General features: G+C 46.9%; 22 protein-coding genes. All 22 read right to left on the reverse strand.

Translation table 11 applies throughout. The features are described from left to right. Positions 1–2: 2 nt before the first annotated feature. Positions 3–668 carry a flagellar type III secretion system pore protein FliP gene (gene fliP, locus KNO92_RS05345; protein ID WP_074034688.1) on the reverse strand — a complete coding sequence of 222 codons (666 nt, stop codon included), beginning with the start codon at positions 666–668 and terminating at the stop codon, positions 3–5. Then, positions 665–1,159, reverse strand: coding sequence for a flagellar biosynthetic protein FliO (locus KNO92_RS05350; RefSeq protein ID WP_074034689.1), 495 nt, complete (start codon positions 1,157–1,159; stop codon positions 665–667). The genes fliP and KNO92_RS05350 overlap by 4 nt, the downstream gene beginning before the upstream one ends. Further along, on the reverse strand, positions 1,156–1,521 hold the full coding sequence (locus tag KNO92_RS05355) for a response regulator (protein WP_074034690.1): 366 nt from the start codon (positions 1,519–1,521) through the stop codon (positions 1,156–1,158). The genes KNO92_RS05350 and KNO92_RS05355 overlap by 4 nt, the downstream gene beginning before the upstream one ends. Before the next feature lie 13 nt (positions 1,522–1,534). Continuing rightward, positions 1,535–2,659, reverse strand: coding sequence for a flagellar motor switch phosphatase FliY (gene fliY / locus KNO92_RS05360; protein ID WP_214760340.1), 1,125 nt, complete (start codon positions 2,657–2,659; stop codon positions 1,535–1,537). Continuing rightward, positions 2,656–3,645 carry a flagellar motor switch protein FliM gene (fliM, locus tag KNO92_RS05365; RefSeq protein WP_074034699.1) on the reverse strand — a complete coding sequence of 330 codons (990 nt, stop codon included), beginning with the start codon at positions 3,643–3,645 and terminating at the stop codon, positions 2,656–2,658. Before fliM ends, fliY begins: the two co-directional genes overlap by 4 nt. Before the next feature lie 9 nt (positions 3,646–3,654). Continuing rightward, positions 3,655–4,107 carry a flagellar basal body-associated FliL family protein gene (locus KNO92_RS05370; protein ID WP_214691824.1) on the reverse strand — a complete coding sequence of 151 codons (453 nt, stop codon included), beginning with the start codon at positions 4,105–4,107 and terminating at the stop codon, positions 3,655–3,657. Continuing rightward, complete coding sequence (locus KNO92_RS05375; RefSeq protein ID WP_031421671.1) at positions 4,100–4,318, reverse strand: flagellar FlbD family protein; 219 nt, start codon at positions 4,316–4,318, stop codon at positions 4,100–4,102. Before KNO92_RS05375 ends, KNO92_RS05370 begins: the two co-directional genes overlap by 8 nt. Then, positions 4,318–5,187, reverse strand: a complete 870-nt coding sequence (flgG, locus tag KNO92_RS05380) for a flagellar basal body rod protein FlgG (protein ID WP_214760342.1) — start codon at positions 5,185–5,187, stop codon at positions 4,318–4,320. Before flgG ends, KNO92_RS05375 begins: the two co-directional genes overlap by 1 nt. Before the next feature lie 18 nt (positions 5,188–5,205). Then, positions 5,206–5,634 carry a flagellar hook capping FlgD N-terminal domain-containing protein gene (locus tag KNO92_RS05385; RefSeq protein ID WP_214760344.1) on the reverse strand — a complete coding sequence of 143 codons (429 nt, stop codon included), beginning with the start codon at positions 5,632–5,634 and terminating at the stop codon, positions 5,206–5,208. Continuing rightward, positions 5,606–6,670: a flagellar hook-length control protein FliK gene (locus tag KNO92_RS05390; protein ID WP_214760347.1), complete on the reverse strand. Its 1,065-nt coding sequence runs from the start codon at positions 6,668–6,670 to the stop codon at positions 5,606–5,608. Before KNO92_RS05390 ends, KNO92_RS05385 begins: the two co-directional genes overlap by 29 nt. A gap of 22 nt (positions 6,671–6,692) precedes the next feature. Beyond that, on the reverse strand, positions 6,693–7,262 hold the full coding sequence (locus KNO92_RS05395) for a MotE family protein (RefSeq protein ID WP_214760349.1): 570 nt from the start codon (positions 7,260–7,262) through the stop codon (positions 6,693–6,695). Position 7,263: 1 nt separating this feature from the next. Beyond that, positions 7,264–7,698, reverse strand: a complete 435-nt coding sequence (locus tag KNO92_RS05400; protein ID WP_214760351.1) for a flagellar FliJ family protein — start codon at positions 7,696–7,698, stop codon at positions 7,264–7,266. Then, positions 7,695–9,014 carry a flagellar protein export ATPase FliI gene (fliI, locus tag KNO92_RS05405; RefSeq protein ID WP_214760353.1) on the reverse strand — a complete coding sequence of 440 codons (1,320 nt, stop codon included), beginning with the start codon at positions 9,012–9,014 and terminating at the stop codon, positions 7,695–7,697. Before fliI ends, KNO92_RS05400 begins: the two co-directional genes overlap by 4 nt. Then, positions 9,001–9,726 (reverse strand): FliH/SctL family protein, encoded by a 726-nt coding sequence (locus tag KNO92_RS05410; RefSeq protein WP_214760355.1) that lies wholly within the window; start codon positions 9,724–9,726, stop codon positions 9,001–9,003. Before KNO92_RS05410 ends, fliI begins: the two co-directional genes overlap by 14 nt. Then, positions 9,710–10,717, reverse strand: a complete 1,008-nt coding sequence (fliG, locus tag KNO92_RS05415; protein WP_031421657.1) for a flagellar motor switch protein FliG — start codon at positions 10,715–10,717, stop codon at positions 9,710–9,712. Before fliG ends, KNO92_RS05410 begins: the two co-directional genes overlap by 17 nt. Positions 10,718–10,722: 5 nt before the next feature. Next, positions 10,723–12,294, reverse strand: coding sequence for a flagellar basal-body MS-ring/collar protein FliF (gene fliF / locus KNO92_RS05420; RefSeq protein ID WP_214760357.1), 1,572 nt, complete (start codon positions 12,292–12,294; stop codon positions 10,723–10,725). Positions 12,295–12,316: 22 nt separating this feature from the next. Beyond that, positions 12,317–12,598: a flagellar hook-basal body complex protein FliE gene (gene fliE / locus KNO92_RS05425; protein ID WP_214760359.1), complete on the reverse strand. Its 282-nt coding sequence runs from the start codon at positions 12,596–12,598 to the stop codon at positions 12,317–12,319. Positions 12,599–12,611: 13 nt separating this feature from the next. Continuing rightward, on the reverse strand, positions 12,612–13,040 hold the full coding sequence (gene flgC / locus KNO92_RS05430) for a flagellar basal body rod protein FlgC (RefSeq protein WP_074034731.1): 429 nt from the start codon (positions 13,038–13,040) through the stop codon (positions 12,612–12,614). A 3-nt stretch (positions 13,041–13,043) separates the two neighbouring features. Next, the gene (gene flgB, locus KNO92_RS05435) at positions 13,044–13,412 is read right to left on the reverse strand and encodes a flagellar basal body rod protein FlgB (RefSeq protein WP_214760362.1); all 369 of its coding nucleotides are present in this window, start codon (positions 13,410–13,412) and stop codon (positions 13,044–13,046) included. A gap of 273 nt (positions 13,413–13,685) precedes the next feature. Further along, positions 13,686–14,465: a GTP-sensing pleiotropic transcriptional regulator CodY gene (gene codY, locus KNO92_RS05440; protein ID WP_214691812.1), complete on the reverse strand. Its 780-nt coding sequence runs from the start codon at positions 14,463–14,465 to the stop codon at positions 13,686–13,688. 36 nt (positions 14,466–14,501) lie between these two features. Next, positions 14,502–15,872: an ATP-dependent protease ATPase subunit HslU gene (gene hslU / locus KNO92_RS05445; RefSeq protein WP_214691811.1), complete on the reverse strand. Its 1,371-nt coding sequence runs from the start codon at positions 15,870–15,872 to the stop codon at positions 14,502–14,504. Beyond that, a complete protein-coding gene (hslV, locus tag KNO92_RS05450; RefSeq protein WP_214691810.1) occupies positions 15,869–16,417 on the reverse strand; it encodes an ATP-dependent protease subunit HslV in 549 nt (182 codons plus the stop codon). The genes hslU and hslV overlap by 4 nt, the downstream gene beginning before the upstream one ends. Between the last annotated feature and the right edge of the window lie 2 nt (positions 16,418–16,419).

A 16,419-nucleotide genomic window follows, 5' to 3' on the forward strand; every position in this document is an offset into this window, starting at 1 on the left:
CCCTACATACTTCTAAGCAATGATTCCACAATCAAGTGCCAGCCATCGACCAATACAAATAACAATAATTTAAACGGCAATGCGATCATGACCGGTGGTAACATCATCATCCCCATCGACATGAGGACACTCGCGACGACCATATCGATAATTAAAAATGGCAAGAAAATCATGAAACCGATTTGAAAGGCTGTCTTCAATTCACTAATCGCATAAGCCGGGACAAGCGCGAGAAGTGGTACATCATCAAGTGATTCAGGTTGCTCGTAGTTCCCATACTTCAAAAAGAGTTGTAAATCTTCTTGTCTCGTATATTTCGACATGAATTCTTTCATCGTCCCACTAGCCTCATCAAACGCCTCATCTTGTGAGATTTTGTCATCGAGATAAGGTTTCAACGCGTTCTCATTCAAATCAGAGAGAACAGGGGACATGACAAACAATGTAATGAACAAGGCCAATCCGACAATCAACTGGTTTGGCGGTGTCTGCTGTGTACCGAGCGCTGGTCGAATGAAAGATAGTACGACGACGACACGTGTGAAGCACGTCATCAAAATTAAAAAAGATGGTGCAAGTGTCAATAGCGTCAACAAAATTAAGAGTTTGATGGATGTGGATGTACTGTCTGGTGTCTCTAAATTAATTAATTGCTCAAACGTTGTCATGACTTCTTCCTCACTTCTTCTAATTGAGCAAGTTGTTTCTTAAATGTATCCAAAAATGCATTCGAATTCGCCGTTCGGAGTGATAAAGGCTCTGACTGTTCTTCATCCATCGTTTCCGCATCGAGACGATCAATCAGTTGAATCGATTCCCCGACACCGAGGACATAGACCTGATCCCCGAGTTTCACGAGTTGGACGGAACGGTCTTTTCCGAGTGGGACGCCTCCTAGATGTTTCATATGCTGAGTCGCTTTCACACCCTGTGTTTTGGAACCGAGCCAACGCATCAAGACGATGAAACCGCCGACCACGACTACGAGACTCAACACGACTTTCACGCCATTCCCAATCGTTGACGCTGTCGTTGGAACGTTACTTTCCAATTCTTCTGTCTGTTTTTGCTCGAATTGTTGGTCTACGGTGGCGGCCTCAACCGTGGTCGGAATATAAAGCCCGACCACGAGAAGAATAATCAACCACCATTTCTTCATTGTGCGACCGTTTTAGAAACCGCTTCGATGACGCGCTCTGCGTTGAACGGCTTGACGATGAAGTCTTTCGCACCTGCTTGAATCGCATCGATGACCATCGCTTGTTGTCCCATCGCTGAACACATGATGACTTTTGCGTTCGAGTCAAAACTACGGATCTCTTTCAATGCTGCGAGTCCATCCATCTCTGGCATCGTGATATCAAGTGTGACGAGGTCCGGTGTGAGTTCACGATATTTCACGACCGCGTCAGCTCCGTTTTCTGCCTCACCTACTACGTCATATCCATTCTTAGTCAAAATATCCTTGATCATCATACGCATGAACGCTGCGTCGTCTACTACTAATACTTTTGCACTCATTCTAATTTCCTCCTTAAACGATTCCGATCCGCTCGTGCGGTTGAATAATTTCTGTTACACGTACCCCAAAGTTTTCTTCAATGACGACTACTTCTCCTCTAGCAATCCGTTGTTGGTTGACGTAAATATCAACCGGTTCGCCTGCTAGCTTGTCGAGTTCGATGATTGAACCTTGTGATAGCTCGAGTACTTCCCGGACAGACTTTTTCGTTCTGCCTAATTCGACGGTCACGTTCAACGGAACGTCATACAGTAATCCTAAGTTTGCCGGCACGGACTCTTGCGGAGCCGGTGATTGGAGCGGCATGAATTCGGCTTGGCTTACCGCGACCTCTGGCATCGATTTTTGTTTTTCCGGTTGTGCTTGTGGTTGCGCCTGTGGTTGCGCCTGTGGCTGAGGTTTCGGTGCCTCCGCTTTCGGTTGTTCTTTTACAGGCTCTACTGCCGTTTGTGCCTCCCCGGTTGCTTTCATCAATTCGTCGACCAACTGTTTTCCGAATTGAATTGGTGCAATTTGAACAATTGTCGAGTCAATCAATGTACCGACTTTGAGATTGAACTCAATGAGCACCATCGTCTCCCAAAGTTCGAGGCGGTCGATAATGGTTTGATTTTTCGTCGCATCAAACACCTCGACAAGTGGTGGAGAGATGTCAATCTTCTTCGAGAACACCGTCGATAAAGATGTCGCGGCTGCACCCATCATCTGGTTCATCGCTTCTTGAACAGCCGATAAGCGAATCTCATCAAGGCTTTCAGGATCGACGTTCTCTCCCGTTCCACCTAACATGAGATCAGAGATGATGGCCGCATCTTCGCGAGTCAAGACGAGGACGTTTTCACCCTTTATCCCTTCCGTGTAACCGACACGTAACGCCACATGAGGCGTCGGATAACGTTCACGCAACTCTTCGATTCTCACTTCACTGACAACCGGTGTCGTAATTTCTACTTTTTGTTGTAGCAACGTCGACAATGCCGTTGCAGAATTCCCAAACGAAATGTTTCCGATTTCTCCAAGAGCATCGCTTTCCATCGAATCTAGGTGCTCTTCTTTTTCCGCCTTTGGCGTCGGCGTACTGTCGCTTGTCCCACGTAGTAACGCGTCAATTTCATCTTGTGACAGCATTTCACTCATTGCTCTTCCTCCTTCACACGGTGAAGCACCTGAACCGCCATCCGCTTCCCGCTCACACCGACTTGCCCTTTAAATACTTTATTCTCCCCTACCATGATGGATAGAGGTTCTTTTGCCACTTGATCGAGTGCCAAGCAGTCCCCAACTTCAAGGTGCAACAGATCACCAAACGTGATTGTCGTCTCTCCAAGTAACGAGACGACCTCGACCGTCGAGTTCATCAACTGTGCTTTCAGTGGTTCTTTGCTCGACTCACTCGCATTGCGACGATTCGCTTCCTGCATCCAGTAATGACTCGACAACTTCGACAAGACCGGTTCGATTGTCACGAACGGAAGACAAACGTTGATTGTTCCGCTCACTTCGCCGATCGTAACCCCAATCGAAATGAGGACGACCGTCTCGTTTGGTGAAACGAGTTGGAGAAACTGCGGATTCACTTCCACTGCAGACATTTCCGCCTTGATTTCCGCAATCGATTCCCATGCGTCCCCATACGTTGAAAAGGCACGCTTATACAATTGCGTCAAAATGCGCATCTCGATTTCTGTGAACGATTCAATTTTGTCCATCTCGACACCCGGTCCGCCGAGTAGGCGATCTAGCATCGCATAAGAAATGTTCGGATTGACCTCGATGATGAAGCGTCCGTTTAACGGTGGCGCTTCAATCAAGTTAATCATCGTCATACTCGGGATAGAATGAATGAATTCATCGTACGGTAATTGTTCGACTGAGTTGACGGAAAACTGAACATATGTGCGAAGTTGGGCCGAGAAGAACGTCGTTAACATGCGAGTGAAATGCTCGTGAATTCGAGTCAAACTGCGAATCTGATCTTTTGAAAATCGGACGGCTCGCTTGAAGTCGTATTGCCGAACTTTCTTTTCTTCCTCTTGTGCAAGAAAGGAATCCGCTTCGACATCCCCACTGCTTAGTGCAGATAGTAAGGCATCAATTTCTTGTTGAGACAGTACTTCTCCCATGATGCCACCTCACTGAATAATTTTCTTCGTCATATAGACGCGTTGGACTTCACCTTCTTCAAGCAGTCCATTAAGTTGTTCTCGTAGTGTCTGTTCAAACTTTTGCATATCTTCTTTTGTTGCCAACTGTGTTTTTGTCATTCCAGCCAAATCCCCGAGAATGACGTTGTGTACTTGAAATTTGCGTAACTCTAGATTCTCTCTTGTTTCCAAAGAATCTGTGACAATCGTGAATTGAACGTTGATGAAACGCTCATCTTGAATGTTTGTCGTCATGTCATCGGTCGTGAAGCTTCGTTCCGCCAATTCTTCGGCAGTAACCGGTTTCGTTTTAGCGGTGACGTTATCTCCGAACACGTATTTATATGTCATGAAGCCGGCTCCGCCCATGACAAGTAGGACGACTAGTAAGATGATGACAACCTTCAGGCCGCCACCTTTTTTCTTTTCTTCTTCACTCATCTTCTTCACCTCTTGTGAACATCGTTCCGACTAAACCGATTGAGCGGTAAAAGGCTTCAGTTCGTTCAATGATTTGATCTTTCGTTTCTTTCACGAGATACGTTTTGCCGTTAAATAATTGGATAATCGTGTCGGGCTCTGCTTTCACCGTTTCGATGAGCAAAGCGTTGAGCACGAATTCCTCACCCCGAAATGCTGTGACGCGAATCATCAGCGTTTCAAGTTGACGAGTTCTTGAAGAATCTCGTCTGACGTTGTAATGATTCGTGTGTTCGCCTGGAAACCACGTTGTGCCACAATCATTTCCGTAAACTCTTCAGAAAGGTCGACGTTCGACATCTCAAGAGCACCTGAAACGAGGTTCCCTCGTCCTAAATCACCAGCTGCCCCGATGAGTGGGTCGCCTGAGTTTTGAGATTGTAAGAAGTTGTTGGCACCGACTTTTGATAGACCAGCGTTGTTGCTAAAGTTTGCCGTCACAATATAGCCTGCTGTCTGAAGTGCACCGGCTGCATCGACATAACTGACTTGACCATCTTTTCCAATCGACAATGAACGTGCATCTGTCGGAATCGAGATTTTACCGTAAGCTGTCGATCCTGCCACGGTGTCAGGAATATTCCCAGTCAAGTTTGGAGCTGGAAGGTTAGCCGCAGGTTTTGCACCCGTTCCTAATAAGTATGTTCCTTCACCAGTCACCAAGTCACCGTTATTGTCCGTGTAAAAGTTACCGGCACGCGTGTACTGCGCTTGTCCGTTGACGATTGTGACGAAGAAGCCTTCACCCGAGATACCGACGTCTAATGCACGTCCCGTATTTTGCATCGCCCCTTGGTTGTAGACGTTATCGACAGTAGCCATCGTGCCCCCAAGACCGACCTCTTTCGGGTTTATCCCTCCTGCCGTTGTCCCGTTCCCGCCTGACGCACTACCGACTTGTTGACTAACCAAGTCTTTGAACGTGACACGTCCCTTTTTGTAACCGAACGTGTTGACGTTCGCAATGTTGTTCCCGACGACGTCTAGCTTAGATTGAAAGTTCTTCAGTCCACTGATTCCTGAGTACATTGCTCTTAACATAATAATTTCCCCCTATGCTTATTTGATGGACGTGATATCGTACACGCTGACCGATGTGCCGTCTTCAAGGTCGGCCATGTATCCAGTTAAATCAGATCGTGAAATCGAGACGACACGACCTGAACCTTTTGTCGTTTCTTCACTCGATTCCGAACTATAGTCAATCGTTTTACCGATCATGCTACTGAATTCAGAAATCGAGGCCATATGACGGTCAACCAAAACAGAATCAAGTTGCTTCGAAATCGTTTGCATTTGTTCTAGTGAAGAAAATTGTGCCATCTGAGCGATGAACTCACGGTCTTCCATCGGTGACATCGGGTCCTGGTTCGCGATTTGAGCGAGCAGCAACTTCATAAACATGTCTTTGTCATATTGATTCGTCACTTTCGGAAGTGACTGGTCTGGCAATGTATAGTCATTCGTCTTCGGTTGGATGCTCGTCATCTTCAGACCCTCCTTTAGGCTGTTCCTGCGGTTGCTCTTGTTCCGGTTGATCGGAACCATCTGGCATCGTCGACTTCGCATCTAGTGCTTGTTGTGTCAAGTTGACCTCGACACGAACGTTTTGGGAATGCGGTGTCAGCGTTTGTTGCAACTGCTGAACTTGTGACTGAATCAGTTGCTTCGCTTCTTGATTGCTTGCAAACAACTTCACGACAAGTTCCCCATTCTGCCGCTCTAGCTTGACGACGAGTTCTCCTAGCTGCTCTGGATAAAGTCGTACCGTAAACACTTTCGAGCCATCCGCTCCACTTTGAAATGGTGCTTTTTGAAGTGCTGCCTCAATTCTTGCCTGTAAGTTTTCAGGTAAGGAGCCTTTCGAGGCATACATGACAGTCTCTACATCAATCTGTGGTCGCGACCAGTTCAAGCCTTTCGGTAACCAATCCACGCTACTTGATTGAGGAAGTGCTTTCGCCGATTTCATGGTTTCAACTTGAGGCATGACGGGAATTTCTTTCGTATTGCCAGTTGGTCCATTAAATTGTGCGATCACCCGCTGAATCGTTTGAACATGCTTTCCAAGTTCTTGATTCGGAACAGGATGTGTCACAAGTGTTTTCGCAGACGGATCTGCTTGTTGAATGATGCCACTAATCGAACCGATTGTTTGAGCAAGGATGAGGGGCCCCTCCTCAACATTGCTAGACGGCATGGACAGGTGCCCGAGTACGCCTACATATGCATCCATAAACGTTCGATATGCATCTTGAGGAAGTGATTTGAGCCATTTCAGTGTTTCAGGTTTTTGAAACCATGTTTCAAGTTCCTGAGCCATTTTTTCCAGGTCGACGAGTTCTTCAGATAACACGCCCTCTTCAAGTTTGGGACTTTCCCCCTGCTCGCCAGAGGCTTGCATCGGGGCAAGCATGGCAGATAAAAGGCTTAAGAAACCGCCTGTTCCCTGCGATTCGCCTTCTGCCACTCCGGTACGAGTCGTTGAACCTTGAATGGCTTGTGATAGTAAAGCAATATTCAATGTAGGTCCTCCCTTCCCATATTCATTGGAGAAGCTGAGTCACAACTGCAGCTTGTTGCGCATTCATCCTCCCTAAAATATCAGCCTGTTGCTTCGGTGATAATTCTTTTAACAGTTCAGCCACTTGGGGACTCTCTAGTTCCCCCATAATGGCCGCAGCTTGTTTGGCAGACATCTCTTCATACACACTGGAAATGTCAGATGAATTTTCCTCTTCCGTTGTGGCCGCTGCAAGTTCGGAGACAAGTCGGTCACGTTCTCGTATTAAATCGGTAATCTCTTCTTGTCTCGCTTTCACTTCATTCGTCAGTTCCACATTTTCATTTCGAAGTTTTTCAATCTCACTGTTTGCTGCTTTCAACCGGTTCGTGGCGTCACTGTCGATGCCCGTGACATTCACTTTCGCTTCAGACGTCTCAGGCGTTTCTAATGACTTTTCAACCTCGCTAACTGGTAGGAATGGTACAGATAAAAGTGGACGATCCATCGCATAGTTCATGACGACCATTCCGCCGACTAAAATGAAGATTGCCGGGATGAGGACCAATGCCACAATCATTTGTTTGCCTCGTTTATTGTTCTCTTTTGCCATGCTACTTCCCTTTCCCATGATGAATCACAGCGAGTTCGTCCATCATTAGTTGCTCTGTGAGTTTTGCCGCTGCCATCTCTTGTAAACTGACCTTTTCATGTAGCGTCACATATTTCTTTTCTTCCACTACTTTCCCAAGCAGTCTTTCTTGCGACGCATGATAACGATTGCGTGCTTGTTGGACGACGAGCTGTTGCGTTTCGATTTGACGCTTTACCTGCTCACGCGTTTTTTCTCGGTACTGAAACATGAGTAAATCAATATACCCTTGCTGCTCATCTTGATGTTTAATCAATGACTCATACATGAGGAGAAGGTCATACAACGCTTCCATTTCCGTTTCGAGTTTCGCCTTGAAGCCTCTAACTTCTGAAGCAGCATCTTCTTTCTCATGTTCAGCAATTGGCATGATTCGTTCTAAAATAAGTCTGTTCATGATTCACCTCGCGCAATGTCTGACAAATGAGTCATCGTTTGTTGGAATGCTGCGTCTTCATCGATTGATTGTTTCAAAAATGTCAATAAGTATGGATACTTCTCGATTGCGGTGTCAATCGCTGGATTCGACCCTTTTTTATATGCGCCGATGTTAATCAAGTCCTCGGCATCGATATATGTCGCCAGCCAACTCCGAAACGTTTGTGCGGCTTCACGATGTGATGGCGAGGCGATTTGGTTCATGACCCGACTGATTGACTTCAATACATGAATCGCAGGAAACTGTCCACGGTTTGCAAGCGCGCGATCCATGACAAAGTGTCCATCTAATATCCCACGCACCGCATCGGCAATCGGTTCGTTCATATCGTCACCATCGACGAGGACCGTATAAAATGCTGTAATCGATCCAGTCGCCGCCGTCCCGCTTCGCTCTAACAATTGCGGGAGCATCGCAAAAACAGACGGTGTATATCCTTTCGATGTCGGTGGTTCTCCCGTCGCGAGCCCGATTTCTCGTTGGGCCATTGCAAAACGTGTCACCGAGTCCATCATGAGCACGACTTCTTTGCCTTGGTCACGAAAGTATTCAGCGATTGCGGTTGCGGTATACGCCCCTTTCAACCGGACGAGCGGGGGTTGGTCGCTCGTCGCCACAATGACGACAGACCGGGCCATCCCATCAGGACCGAGCTCTTTTTCAATGAACTCCTTTACTTCCCGACCACGTTCCCCGATCAAAGCAATCACGTTAATATCTGCTGAGGAGCGTTTGGCAATCATGCCGAGTAACGTGGATTTCCCGACTCCAGAACCTGCAAACAACCCGACACGCTGCCCTTTTCCTACAGTCAGGAGACCATCGATCATACGAACACCCGTCGACAACGTATCTAAAATCCGAGGACGATTCAACGGGTTTGGCGGTTTGCGTTGGACATCATACCGCTTACCTGTCGCAAGTCTCTCACCCGACAGAGGCCGTCCTAGACCGTCGAGCACTTGTCCAATCAGTTCCTCACCGACTGGGACTTGGAGCATCTTCCCCGTCCCTTTCACTAAACAACCCGGTGCAATCTGTGTCGTTTCACCGTATGGCATGAGAAGGACGCGCTCTTCATTAAAGCCCACCACTTCCGCTTCGACCGACTCATTTGAAGGGAGCATGATAAAACATCGCTCCCCGACAAACGCACTCGGTCCATTTGACTCGATCATCAACCCTACGACCCGACAAACTCGACCGATTTTGCGAGTGAACTCGCCATCTGTAGACTGTTTGATCGTATCGATGACCTGCTCAATAAGCGCCATCCGCTAAAACCTCCTCGATTTTGACTTGGATTCGTTCAAAACTGTAGGATAAATCTATTTCACTTCCTCGATGTGGGGACTCAATGCGTACGGACGTTTCATCTAAAGAGCTGTCTCCCCGATACTTCAAAGGAGGTGTCTCTTCATCACGCCACAACGATTCAAATCGCTGAATCGAAGCAAGACGTGTGGGATGAACGAAGATCGTTAACGCTTCCGCATCAATGAGTTGCGCTATCTGTTCTTGAATCATCGCCGCGAACAGCGCCTCATCTTTTCGAACAAGGTCCGTCGTCACTTGCGCACTTATTGCAATCGCAAGGTCAATGAGTTGTATTTCCGCCTGTTTCCATTTTTCTTGGAACAGTTGTTCGAGTTCAGTGGAGACCGAGTTCAGGCGTGTCGTGACGTCTTCAAACTCGGCATATCCATCTTGTCTTCCTTGGAGTAGACCCGCTTCATAACCTTCTAATCGAGCCTGTTCATACGCTTCTTGTTTGAATCTTTCGAGTTGCTCGATTTCTGTCTGTTGAAACTGTTGGAACGCTTCTTCATCCTGTCTTAATTTCTCATAACGCGACTCGATGACTTGATGATGGTCGATGCCATCAGTCGGGTCAGGAATGGATGTTTCCAATCGTTTTGATTCGATTCGCTGAGGAATATGCGATGTCGCGCGTTGACGTTTGATCACATTAGACAACGATGTCATCTCCTCCACCTCGACTGATCACGATCTCACCGACGTCCTCTAGGCGACGAATGATTCCGACGATTCGGCTCTGTGCTTCTTCGACGTCACGCAATCGAACAGGTCCCATAAATTCCATATCTTCTTTGAACGTTTCGACCATCCGTTGAGACATGTTCTTGAAGATGATTTGTTTCACTTCTTCTGACGACACTTTGAGTGCTAACAACAAGTCGTCGTTCGCCACTTCGCGAATGATTCGTTGAATCGCGCGTGAATCGAGCGTAACGATGTCCTCGAAGACAAACATACGCTTCTTGATTTCTTCTGCGAGTTCAGGATCTTCAATCTCGAGTGCGTCAAGAATGGTACGTTCTGTCGTGCGATCGACCCCATTCAATACTTCGACGACCGCCTCGATTCCACCCGACTGGGCATAATCTTGCATATCCGTCTGAGAGAGGTTCTTTTCAAGTATTTGTTCGACTTCATGAATAACATCCGGATTAAGTCGGTCCATCGTCGCAATCCGTTTCGCAACTTCCGATTGAATCTCAGGAGGGAGTTCCGATAAGATTTGCCCTGACTTGACCGGCTCTAAGTGAGCTAAGATTAGAGCAATCGTCTGTGGATGTTCGTTTTGAATAAAGTTCAGTAACTGTTTCGGGTCGGCTTTCCGAGCAAATTCGAACGGTCGAACTTGTAAAGTCGATGTCAACCGATGAATCAATGCCATCGCCTTATCTTCACCGACCGCTTTTTCAAGAACTGTTTTGGCAAAGCCAATCCCACCCTGGGTAATGTAGCTTTGAGCCATCGCAAGTTCGTGGAACTCACCGAGAATGCTCTCTTTTTCTTCTGGAGACACCTTTTTGAGTGCCGAGATTTGAAGCGTCAACTGCTCCATCTCTTCTTCCGAAAGATGTTTATAAACATTCGCTGCCACTTCTGGACCTAATGAGATCATGAGCATTGCTGCTTTTTCTCGATTCGATTGTTTGGCATAGTTCACGTTACTCACTCCTCAGACATCCAAGTACGAAGCAGTTTAGCAAACTCTTCTGGATTACTTTCAGCTAATTTTTCTAACTGTTTCTTCTTCACAGCCCCTTCGCCTCGTTCCTCGAGGTCTAGGTCAGGTACTTCATCTTCATATGGAACTTCCCACTCGTTCGTCTCTTCCACTACTTCTTGTTTACGTCTACGCATTGCGAAGAAGATTAAGGCAAGCAAGACGACTGCTCCGGCTGCTGAAGCGTACATCCACCATGGTGTAGGCTGCTCTGCCGTTGCCACCTCTTCTGCTTCAGCGAACGGTCTCGAAACAACGACTACTTTTTGTTCAAGCTCCGCATCTGTGATGGCTTCGTCCGTTTTCGCTAGTGATGTTCGAATGATGGAATACATCATCGTCTCAAGATCACCTTCAAGCTGTGGGTCAATACTCGTTGCGCCGTCTGGTGGTTCTACAATCAATTGCACCCCAAGGTCGCGGATGGTGTATGGTGCATTTTGAATCTGTTTCGTAATGCGATTCACTTCATAATTAATGATTTCATGATTTTTTTCACTTTCCTCTGTGCTGTCACCTGTAGCAGCAGGGAAGTTGATCGTGTCATTCTCACCGGTCCCAGTCGCTTCTGTCGCCGTCCCCGTACCACCTGTATACGCTTCTGCAATTCGTTCGGCCGAAGTCACGATACCTTCCATGTTTTCTTCGTTGACTGGCGTGACAAGGTTTTGTTCTTCGGCCGTCTGAGTCGTATCAATATCTGCTGTGACAGAGACAAGAACGCTCCGTTCACCAAGAAGAACAGATAACATCTGCTGAATTTGTTGACGGACGTCTTTTTCAACTTGACGTTTCAGTGCCAACGGATCAGAAGAAGAGCCCCCAGCCACAACGGTTTGATCAAGGTCATAATACGTAAAGTATTGGTCCATGATTGAGATGTTTTCAGGTTTTAAGTTCGGGACACTTTTACTGATCAAATGATAGAGACCTTTGACCGTGTTCGGTTCTAGATTCGTTCCTGCTCCGATATTTAACACGATCGAGGCTGTAGGCTCACCTTGGTCTTCCGCTAAAAAGACAGACTTCTCAGGAAGCGAGATGATGACTTTCGCTTGATTGATCCCTTCGATTTGGGTAATGAGCCGCTCTAGTTCGGTCTGCATCGCACTTCGTTCAATGACCGCCATTTCTCGGTCTGTCGTTCCGAAACCAGCATTCTCACTGAAGAAACTATAGTCGATTGACCCGGATTTGGGGATCCCGGCCGCAGCAAGGCTCACTTTCAATTGGTCGACCATTTCATTTGGCACGTATACACTGACCCCGTTCGAAGTCGCTTTTATTTCCGACTTCACCCCGTCCGCCGTTAGTTTCTCTGTCACTTCTCCCGCTTCTTGCGCGGATAAGTTCGTGTACAAAGGAGCCATGTTCGGTCTTGCAAGGAAGAAAGTGAGTAAGAGGGCCGCGATTAAAATGACCGCAATGGAAATCCCCCATATGAGCTTCCGCTTTGCCGGCATCGATTTCAGCGCATCGGTCATCGATTTGAATCGTTCTTTTAATTGTTCATTCATCGCAACTTGTCATCCTCTACAATTAAACTTGCATTCGCATCATTTCTTGATAGGCTTCAACAGCCTTGTTCCTCACCTCGATGGCAAGTTGCATCGCAATCGACGACTCTTCACTTTGGATCATAACTTGATGAAGGTCCGCTTTCCCGACAGCTAAATCTTGACGGGCTTGACTCGTCGCTTGTTGCGTCTCGTTCAATGCATTCATCGCTTCATTCAAATATGACCCGAATTGAGATGGGTTCGTTTTGTTCATTGATGGCGTGATTTCTGGGCTCATCAATTGAATTGGATTAATTTGCATCCTTCGTCACTCCTTATCCTTTTCCAATCTCCATCGCTTTGACGAGCATCGCTTTTGATGCGTTCATCGCGGCAATGTTTGCTTCATAAGAGCGGGTCGCACCCATAAGGTCGACCATTTCTTTAAGTAGATCAACGTTTGGCATTTGGACATATCCCCGCTCGTCTGCATCAGGATGACTTGGATTGTAAGCAAGCTTATACGGTGCATCGTCCTCAATGATTTGAGCTACCTGAACCCCACCATTGACGGCATTTAACTGTTTACGGAAAGGTGCTTCCTGTAATACCGTCATCTTTCTCGTGTACGGTTGCCACTCCCCATCGACAAGTTTTCCTCGAGTCGTCTGAGCGTTGGCAATGTTCGCCGATACCGTATCCATCCGCAAACGTTGAGACGTTAAAGCAGTAGCTGAAATATGAAAACTATCAAACATCCCCATCGATTAACGACCTCCTCGGATAACAGATTTCAACCCACCTAGCCTGCGATTTAATTGCTCCATCATCGCCTCATACTGGAGTTGATTACGTGCCAGTTCACTCATCTCATAATCTAAGTCGACGTTGTTGCCATCACTTCGCATCGCCCCTCCTGCACGATCGACGACAGTAGACTGCGTCGAATCACTCGGGCGCCCACCTTGGAGTTTCAGTCGCATCTCGCTTTGGAGCGTCTGTTCAAACGCGGCTTGCTTTGCCTTGAAGTTTGGCGTATCGATATTCGAAAGATTATGACTAATCACTTTTTGATTGAGGACTGCATGATTGACGGCTTGCTTGAGTAATTGATAGTCACTACCAATCCAATTCACGGCGTTCACTCGCTTTCATATACTCATTACTGATATATACCTGATTTGGAAATTCTACTATTTCATTGAAACAAATCTGTAACAGTTCTGAAAGATATTTTTTAAAACATAGGTAAATGGCTTCGCATCTTTTTGTCGAATTAACGACAAATCCTGAAAATGATTACTTTTGCACTAAAAAAAACCGCTTCCTCAATAAAGAAAGCGGTTTTTTAGGAACAAAGTCCCTTTTTATAGTGTTTTCAATGGAAAATGCACATCTAAAGTTGTGTTTCAGTTTGATTTCAGTTTTTGCAATTCAAACAAGAAGTTATCATTTAATATCTTGATATACGTTCCTTTCATTCCTAATGAACGTGATTCAATGACACCTGCACTTTCAAGTTTCCGAAGTGCGTTCACGATGACAGAGCGCGTGATTCCCACACGGTCGGCAATTTTGGAAGCGACTAACAGCCCTTCGTTTCCGCCGAGCTCTTCGAAAATGTGTTCAATCGCTTCAAGCTCTGAATACGACAATGAATTGATTGCCATTTGAACAACAGCTTTTTTACGGGCTGACGTTTCTGCTTCTGCCGCTTTCTCACGAAGGATCTCCATGCCAACGACCGTCGCACTATATTCTGCGAGGACGAGGTCATCCTCTGTGAACTCGTTAGCCAATCGACCTAACACTAGCGTCCCAAGACGCTCACCACCACCGATGATTGGGACAATCGTCGTCTTTGAGTTGAGGAACAAATCGTGGTTCTCTACAGGGAACGCTGTATACTCGCTGTCAATATCGATGTTCGCTGTCGTTTCTTTCACATTGAACAAGTTTGAAGCATATGGTTCCGGGAACTGTCGATCAACGAGAAATGCCTTCATGCGGTCATTCTCAATCTGTTGTTTGATCGCAAAGCCAAGTAGGCGACCACGACGGCTCACGATAAACGTATTGGATTCAAGCACTTCACGCATTTTATCCGCCATTTCTTTAAAATCAACGTGCGCACTCGCTTCTTGTTGAAGCATCGTGTTTAATTGGCGAGTTTTGTCTAGTAAATTCATAATGTCTATTTCCTCCCTGTATGTGCATACAGAATCTTATAAAATATATTGGCTGAGGTCTCGGTCATCCGCGATCGACCCAACTTTAGCTTGTACATAAGCGGGAGTGATCTCCACGCTTGTTTGCGGCATATCTGCCGCTTCAAATGAAAGATCTTCTAACACGCGTTCCATAATAGTATAAAGGCGACGCGCGCCGATGTCATCGGTCTCACGATTGACATGTGTCGCAATTTTTGCGATTTCTTCAATCGCTTCATGCGTGAATCGGACCGTGATTTCTTCCGATTCCAATAATGCGGTATATTGTTTGATTAACGCCTGAGATGGTTCTGTCAAGATTTTGACGAAGTCCTCTTCCGTCAAGCTGTTTAATTCGACACGAATCGGGAAGCGTCCTTGCAACTCTGGAATCAAGTCAGACGGTTTGGCCATATGGAACGCTCCAGCTGCGATGAAGAGAACATGATCGGTTTTGACCGGTCCGTACTTCGTGACGACCGTTGACCCTTCGACAATCGGAAGGATATCGCGCTGCACGCCTTCACGAGAGACACCAGCATGGTCTTGCGACTTCGTTGCAATCTTATCGATTTCATCGACGAAGATGATGCCCATCTGTTCACTACGCTGCACCGCTTCATCATGTACTTCGTTCAAATCCAGAAGATTTTCAGCTTCTTCCGCTATGAGAAGCGGTCTCGCTTCACGGACGGTCAACTTCCGTTGCTTCCGTTTCTTCGGAACGATTTGTCCGAGCATATCTTGAAGGTTCGATAATCCTTCCATTCCTTGCCCTTGGAACAAATCCATCGTTTGCTTTTCTTCAAGCTCAACTTCGATGACTCGGTCTTCTAGTTCACCGAGCTCGAGAAGACGGCGAAGCTGTGCCCGGTCATTCTTTGACGTATCCGTTGTCGATTCAGGCTGTTGTGTCTGCCCACCGAACAACGCCTCGAACGGGTTTGACGCGCTCGGTGCGGCTTTCGCTTTCCCTTGTAAGGCATCTAATAATCGTTCTGTCGCCGCTCGCTCTGCCGGCTCCTTCACGTCTTCTTTCTTCTCTTCTTTCACGAGACGAACGGATGCTTCGACGAGATCTCGTACCATCGACTCGACGTCACGACCGACGTAACCGACTTCCGTAAATTTCGTCGCTTCCACTTTGACGAACGGTGCCCCGACCAACTTCGCTAAACGACGTGCGATTTCGGTCTTCCCGACCCCAGTCGGTCCGATCATCAAAATGTTTTTCGGTGTGACTTCATCACGAAGGTCTGCACTTAATTTCTGGCGACGATAACGATTACGCAATGCAATCGATACAGCTCGTTTGGCGTCCTTCTGACCGATTACAAACTTGTCCAGTTCCGATACGATTTGTCTTGGTGTCAACTCTCGATTCATTCAGCATCGCCTCCGATCGTTTCTACAATGACTTGATCATTCGTATACACGCAAAGCTCACCGGCAATCTCGAGAGCGGCTCGAGCGATTGCTTCTGCTGACTTCTCAGCGGAATGGCGGACGAGCGCACGCCCTGCTGCGAGTGCGTAATTTCCACCCGAACCGATCGCAAGGATACCGTCATCCGGCTCAATCACTTCTCCATTCCCAGAGACGAGCAGTAAATGGTCAGCATCCATCACAATCAATAGCGCCTCGAGTTGCCGCAAGATTTTATCCCCGCGCCACTCTTTGGCAAGCTCGACCGCAGCACGCGGTAAGTTACCGTTATACATTTCAAGTTTCGATTCAAACTTTTCAAACAATGTGAAAGCATCGGCTACGCTACCTGCAAAACCGGCAACGACTTTCCCGCCGTATAGGCGTCTGACTTTCTTCGCTTTATTTTTCATGATGACGGCATTCCCGAATGTGACTTGGCCATCTCCACTCATCGCGCATTGGCCATTGTGTCGAACTGCAAAAATCGTTGTTGCATGAAACATAT

The sequence above is a fragment of the Exiguobacterium sp. s129 genome, from assembly GCF_018617585.1.
GTDB classification, from domain to species: Bacteria; Bacillota; Bacilli; order Exiguobacteriales; family Exiguobacteriaceae; genus Exiguobacterium; species Exiguobacterium aestuarii_A.

Bases quoted from the DNA above. Each gene is read 5' to 3' on its own strand.
- hslU (WP_214691811.1), bottom strand. From the start codon at position 15,872: ATGAATCGAGAGTTGACACCAAGACAAATCGTATCGGAACTGGACAAG.
- KNO92_RS05400 (WP_214760351.1), bottom strand. From the start codon at position 7,698: ATGAACAGACTTATTTTAGAACGAATCATGCCAATTGCTGAACATGAG.
- fliI (WP_214760353.1), bottom strand. From the start codon at position 9,014: ATGGCGCTTATTGAGCAGGTCATCGATACGATCAAACAGTCTACAGAT.
- KNO92_RS05385 (WP_214760344.1), bottom strand. From the start codon at position 5,634: ATGACGAGCATCCAACCGAAGACGAATGACTATACATTGCCAGACCAG.
- flgG (WP_214760342.1), bottom strand. From the start codon at position 5,187: ATGTTAAGAGCAATGTACTCAGGAATCAGTGGACTGAAGAACTTTCAA.
- fliE (WP_214760359.1), bottom strand. From the start codon at position 12,598: ATGCAAATTAATCCAATTCAATTGATGAGCCCAGAAATCACGCCATCA.
- KNO92_RS05410 (WP_214760355.1), bottom strand. From the start codon at position 9,726: ATGACATCGTTGTCTAATGTGATCAAACGTCAACGCGCGACATCGCAT.
- hslV (WP_214691810.1), bottom strand. From the start codon at position 16,417: ATGTTTCATGCAACAACGATTTTTGCAGTTCGACACAATGGCCAATGC.
- KNO92_RS05395 (WP_214760349.1), bottom strand. From the start codon at position 7,262: ATGGCAAAAGAGAACAATAAACGAGGCAAACAAATGATTGTGGCATTG.
- KNO92_RS05370 (WP_214691824.1), bottom strand. From the start codon at position 4,107: ATGAGTGAAGAAGAAAAGAAAAAAGGTGGCGGCCTGAAGGTTGTCATC.
- fliF (WP_214760357.1), bottom strand. From the start codon at position 12,294: ATGAATGAACAATTAAAAGAACGATTCAAATCGATGACCGATGCGCTG.
- KNO92_RS05350 (WP_074034689.1), bottom strand. From the start codon at position 1,159: ATGAAGAAATGGTGGTTGATTATTCTTCTCGTGGTCGGGCTTTATATT.
- KNO92_RS05355 (WP_074034690.1), bottom strand. From the start codon at position 1,521: ATGAGTGCAAAAGTATTAGTAGTAGACGACGCAGCGTTCATGCGTATG.
- codY (WP_214691812.1), bottom strand. From the start codon at position 14,465: ATGAATTTACTAGACAAAACTCGCCAATTAAACACGATGCTTCAACAA.
- KNO92_RS05375 (WP_031421671.1), bottom strand. From the start codon at position 4,318: ATGATTCGCGTCACAGCATTTCGGGGTGAGGAATTCGTGCTCAACGCT.
- flgC (WP_074034731.1), bottom strand. From the start codon at position 13,040: ATGGGGATGTTTGATAGTTTTCATATTTCAGCTACTGCTTTAACGTCT.
- fliY (WP_214760340.1), bottom strand. From the start codon at position 2,659: ATGAGTGAAATGCTGTCACAAGATGAAATTGACGCGTTACTACGTGGG.
- fliM (WP_074034699.1), bottom strand. From the start codon at position 3,645: ATGGGAGAAGTACTGTCTCAACAAGAAATTGATGCCTTACTATCTGCA.
- fliP (WP_074034688.1), bottom strand. From the start codon at position 668: ATGACAACGTTTGAGCAATTAATTAATTTAGAGACACCAGACAGTACA.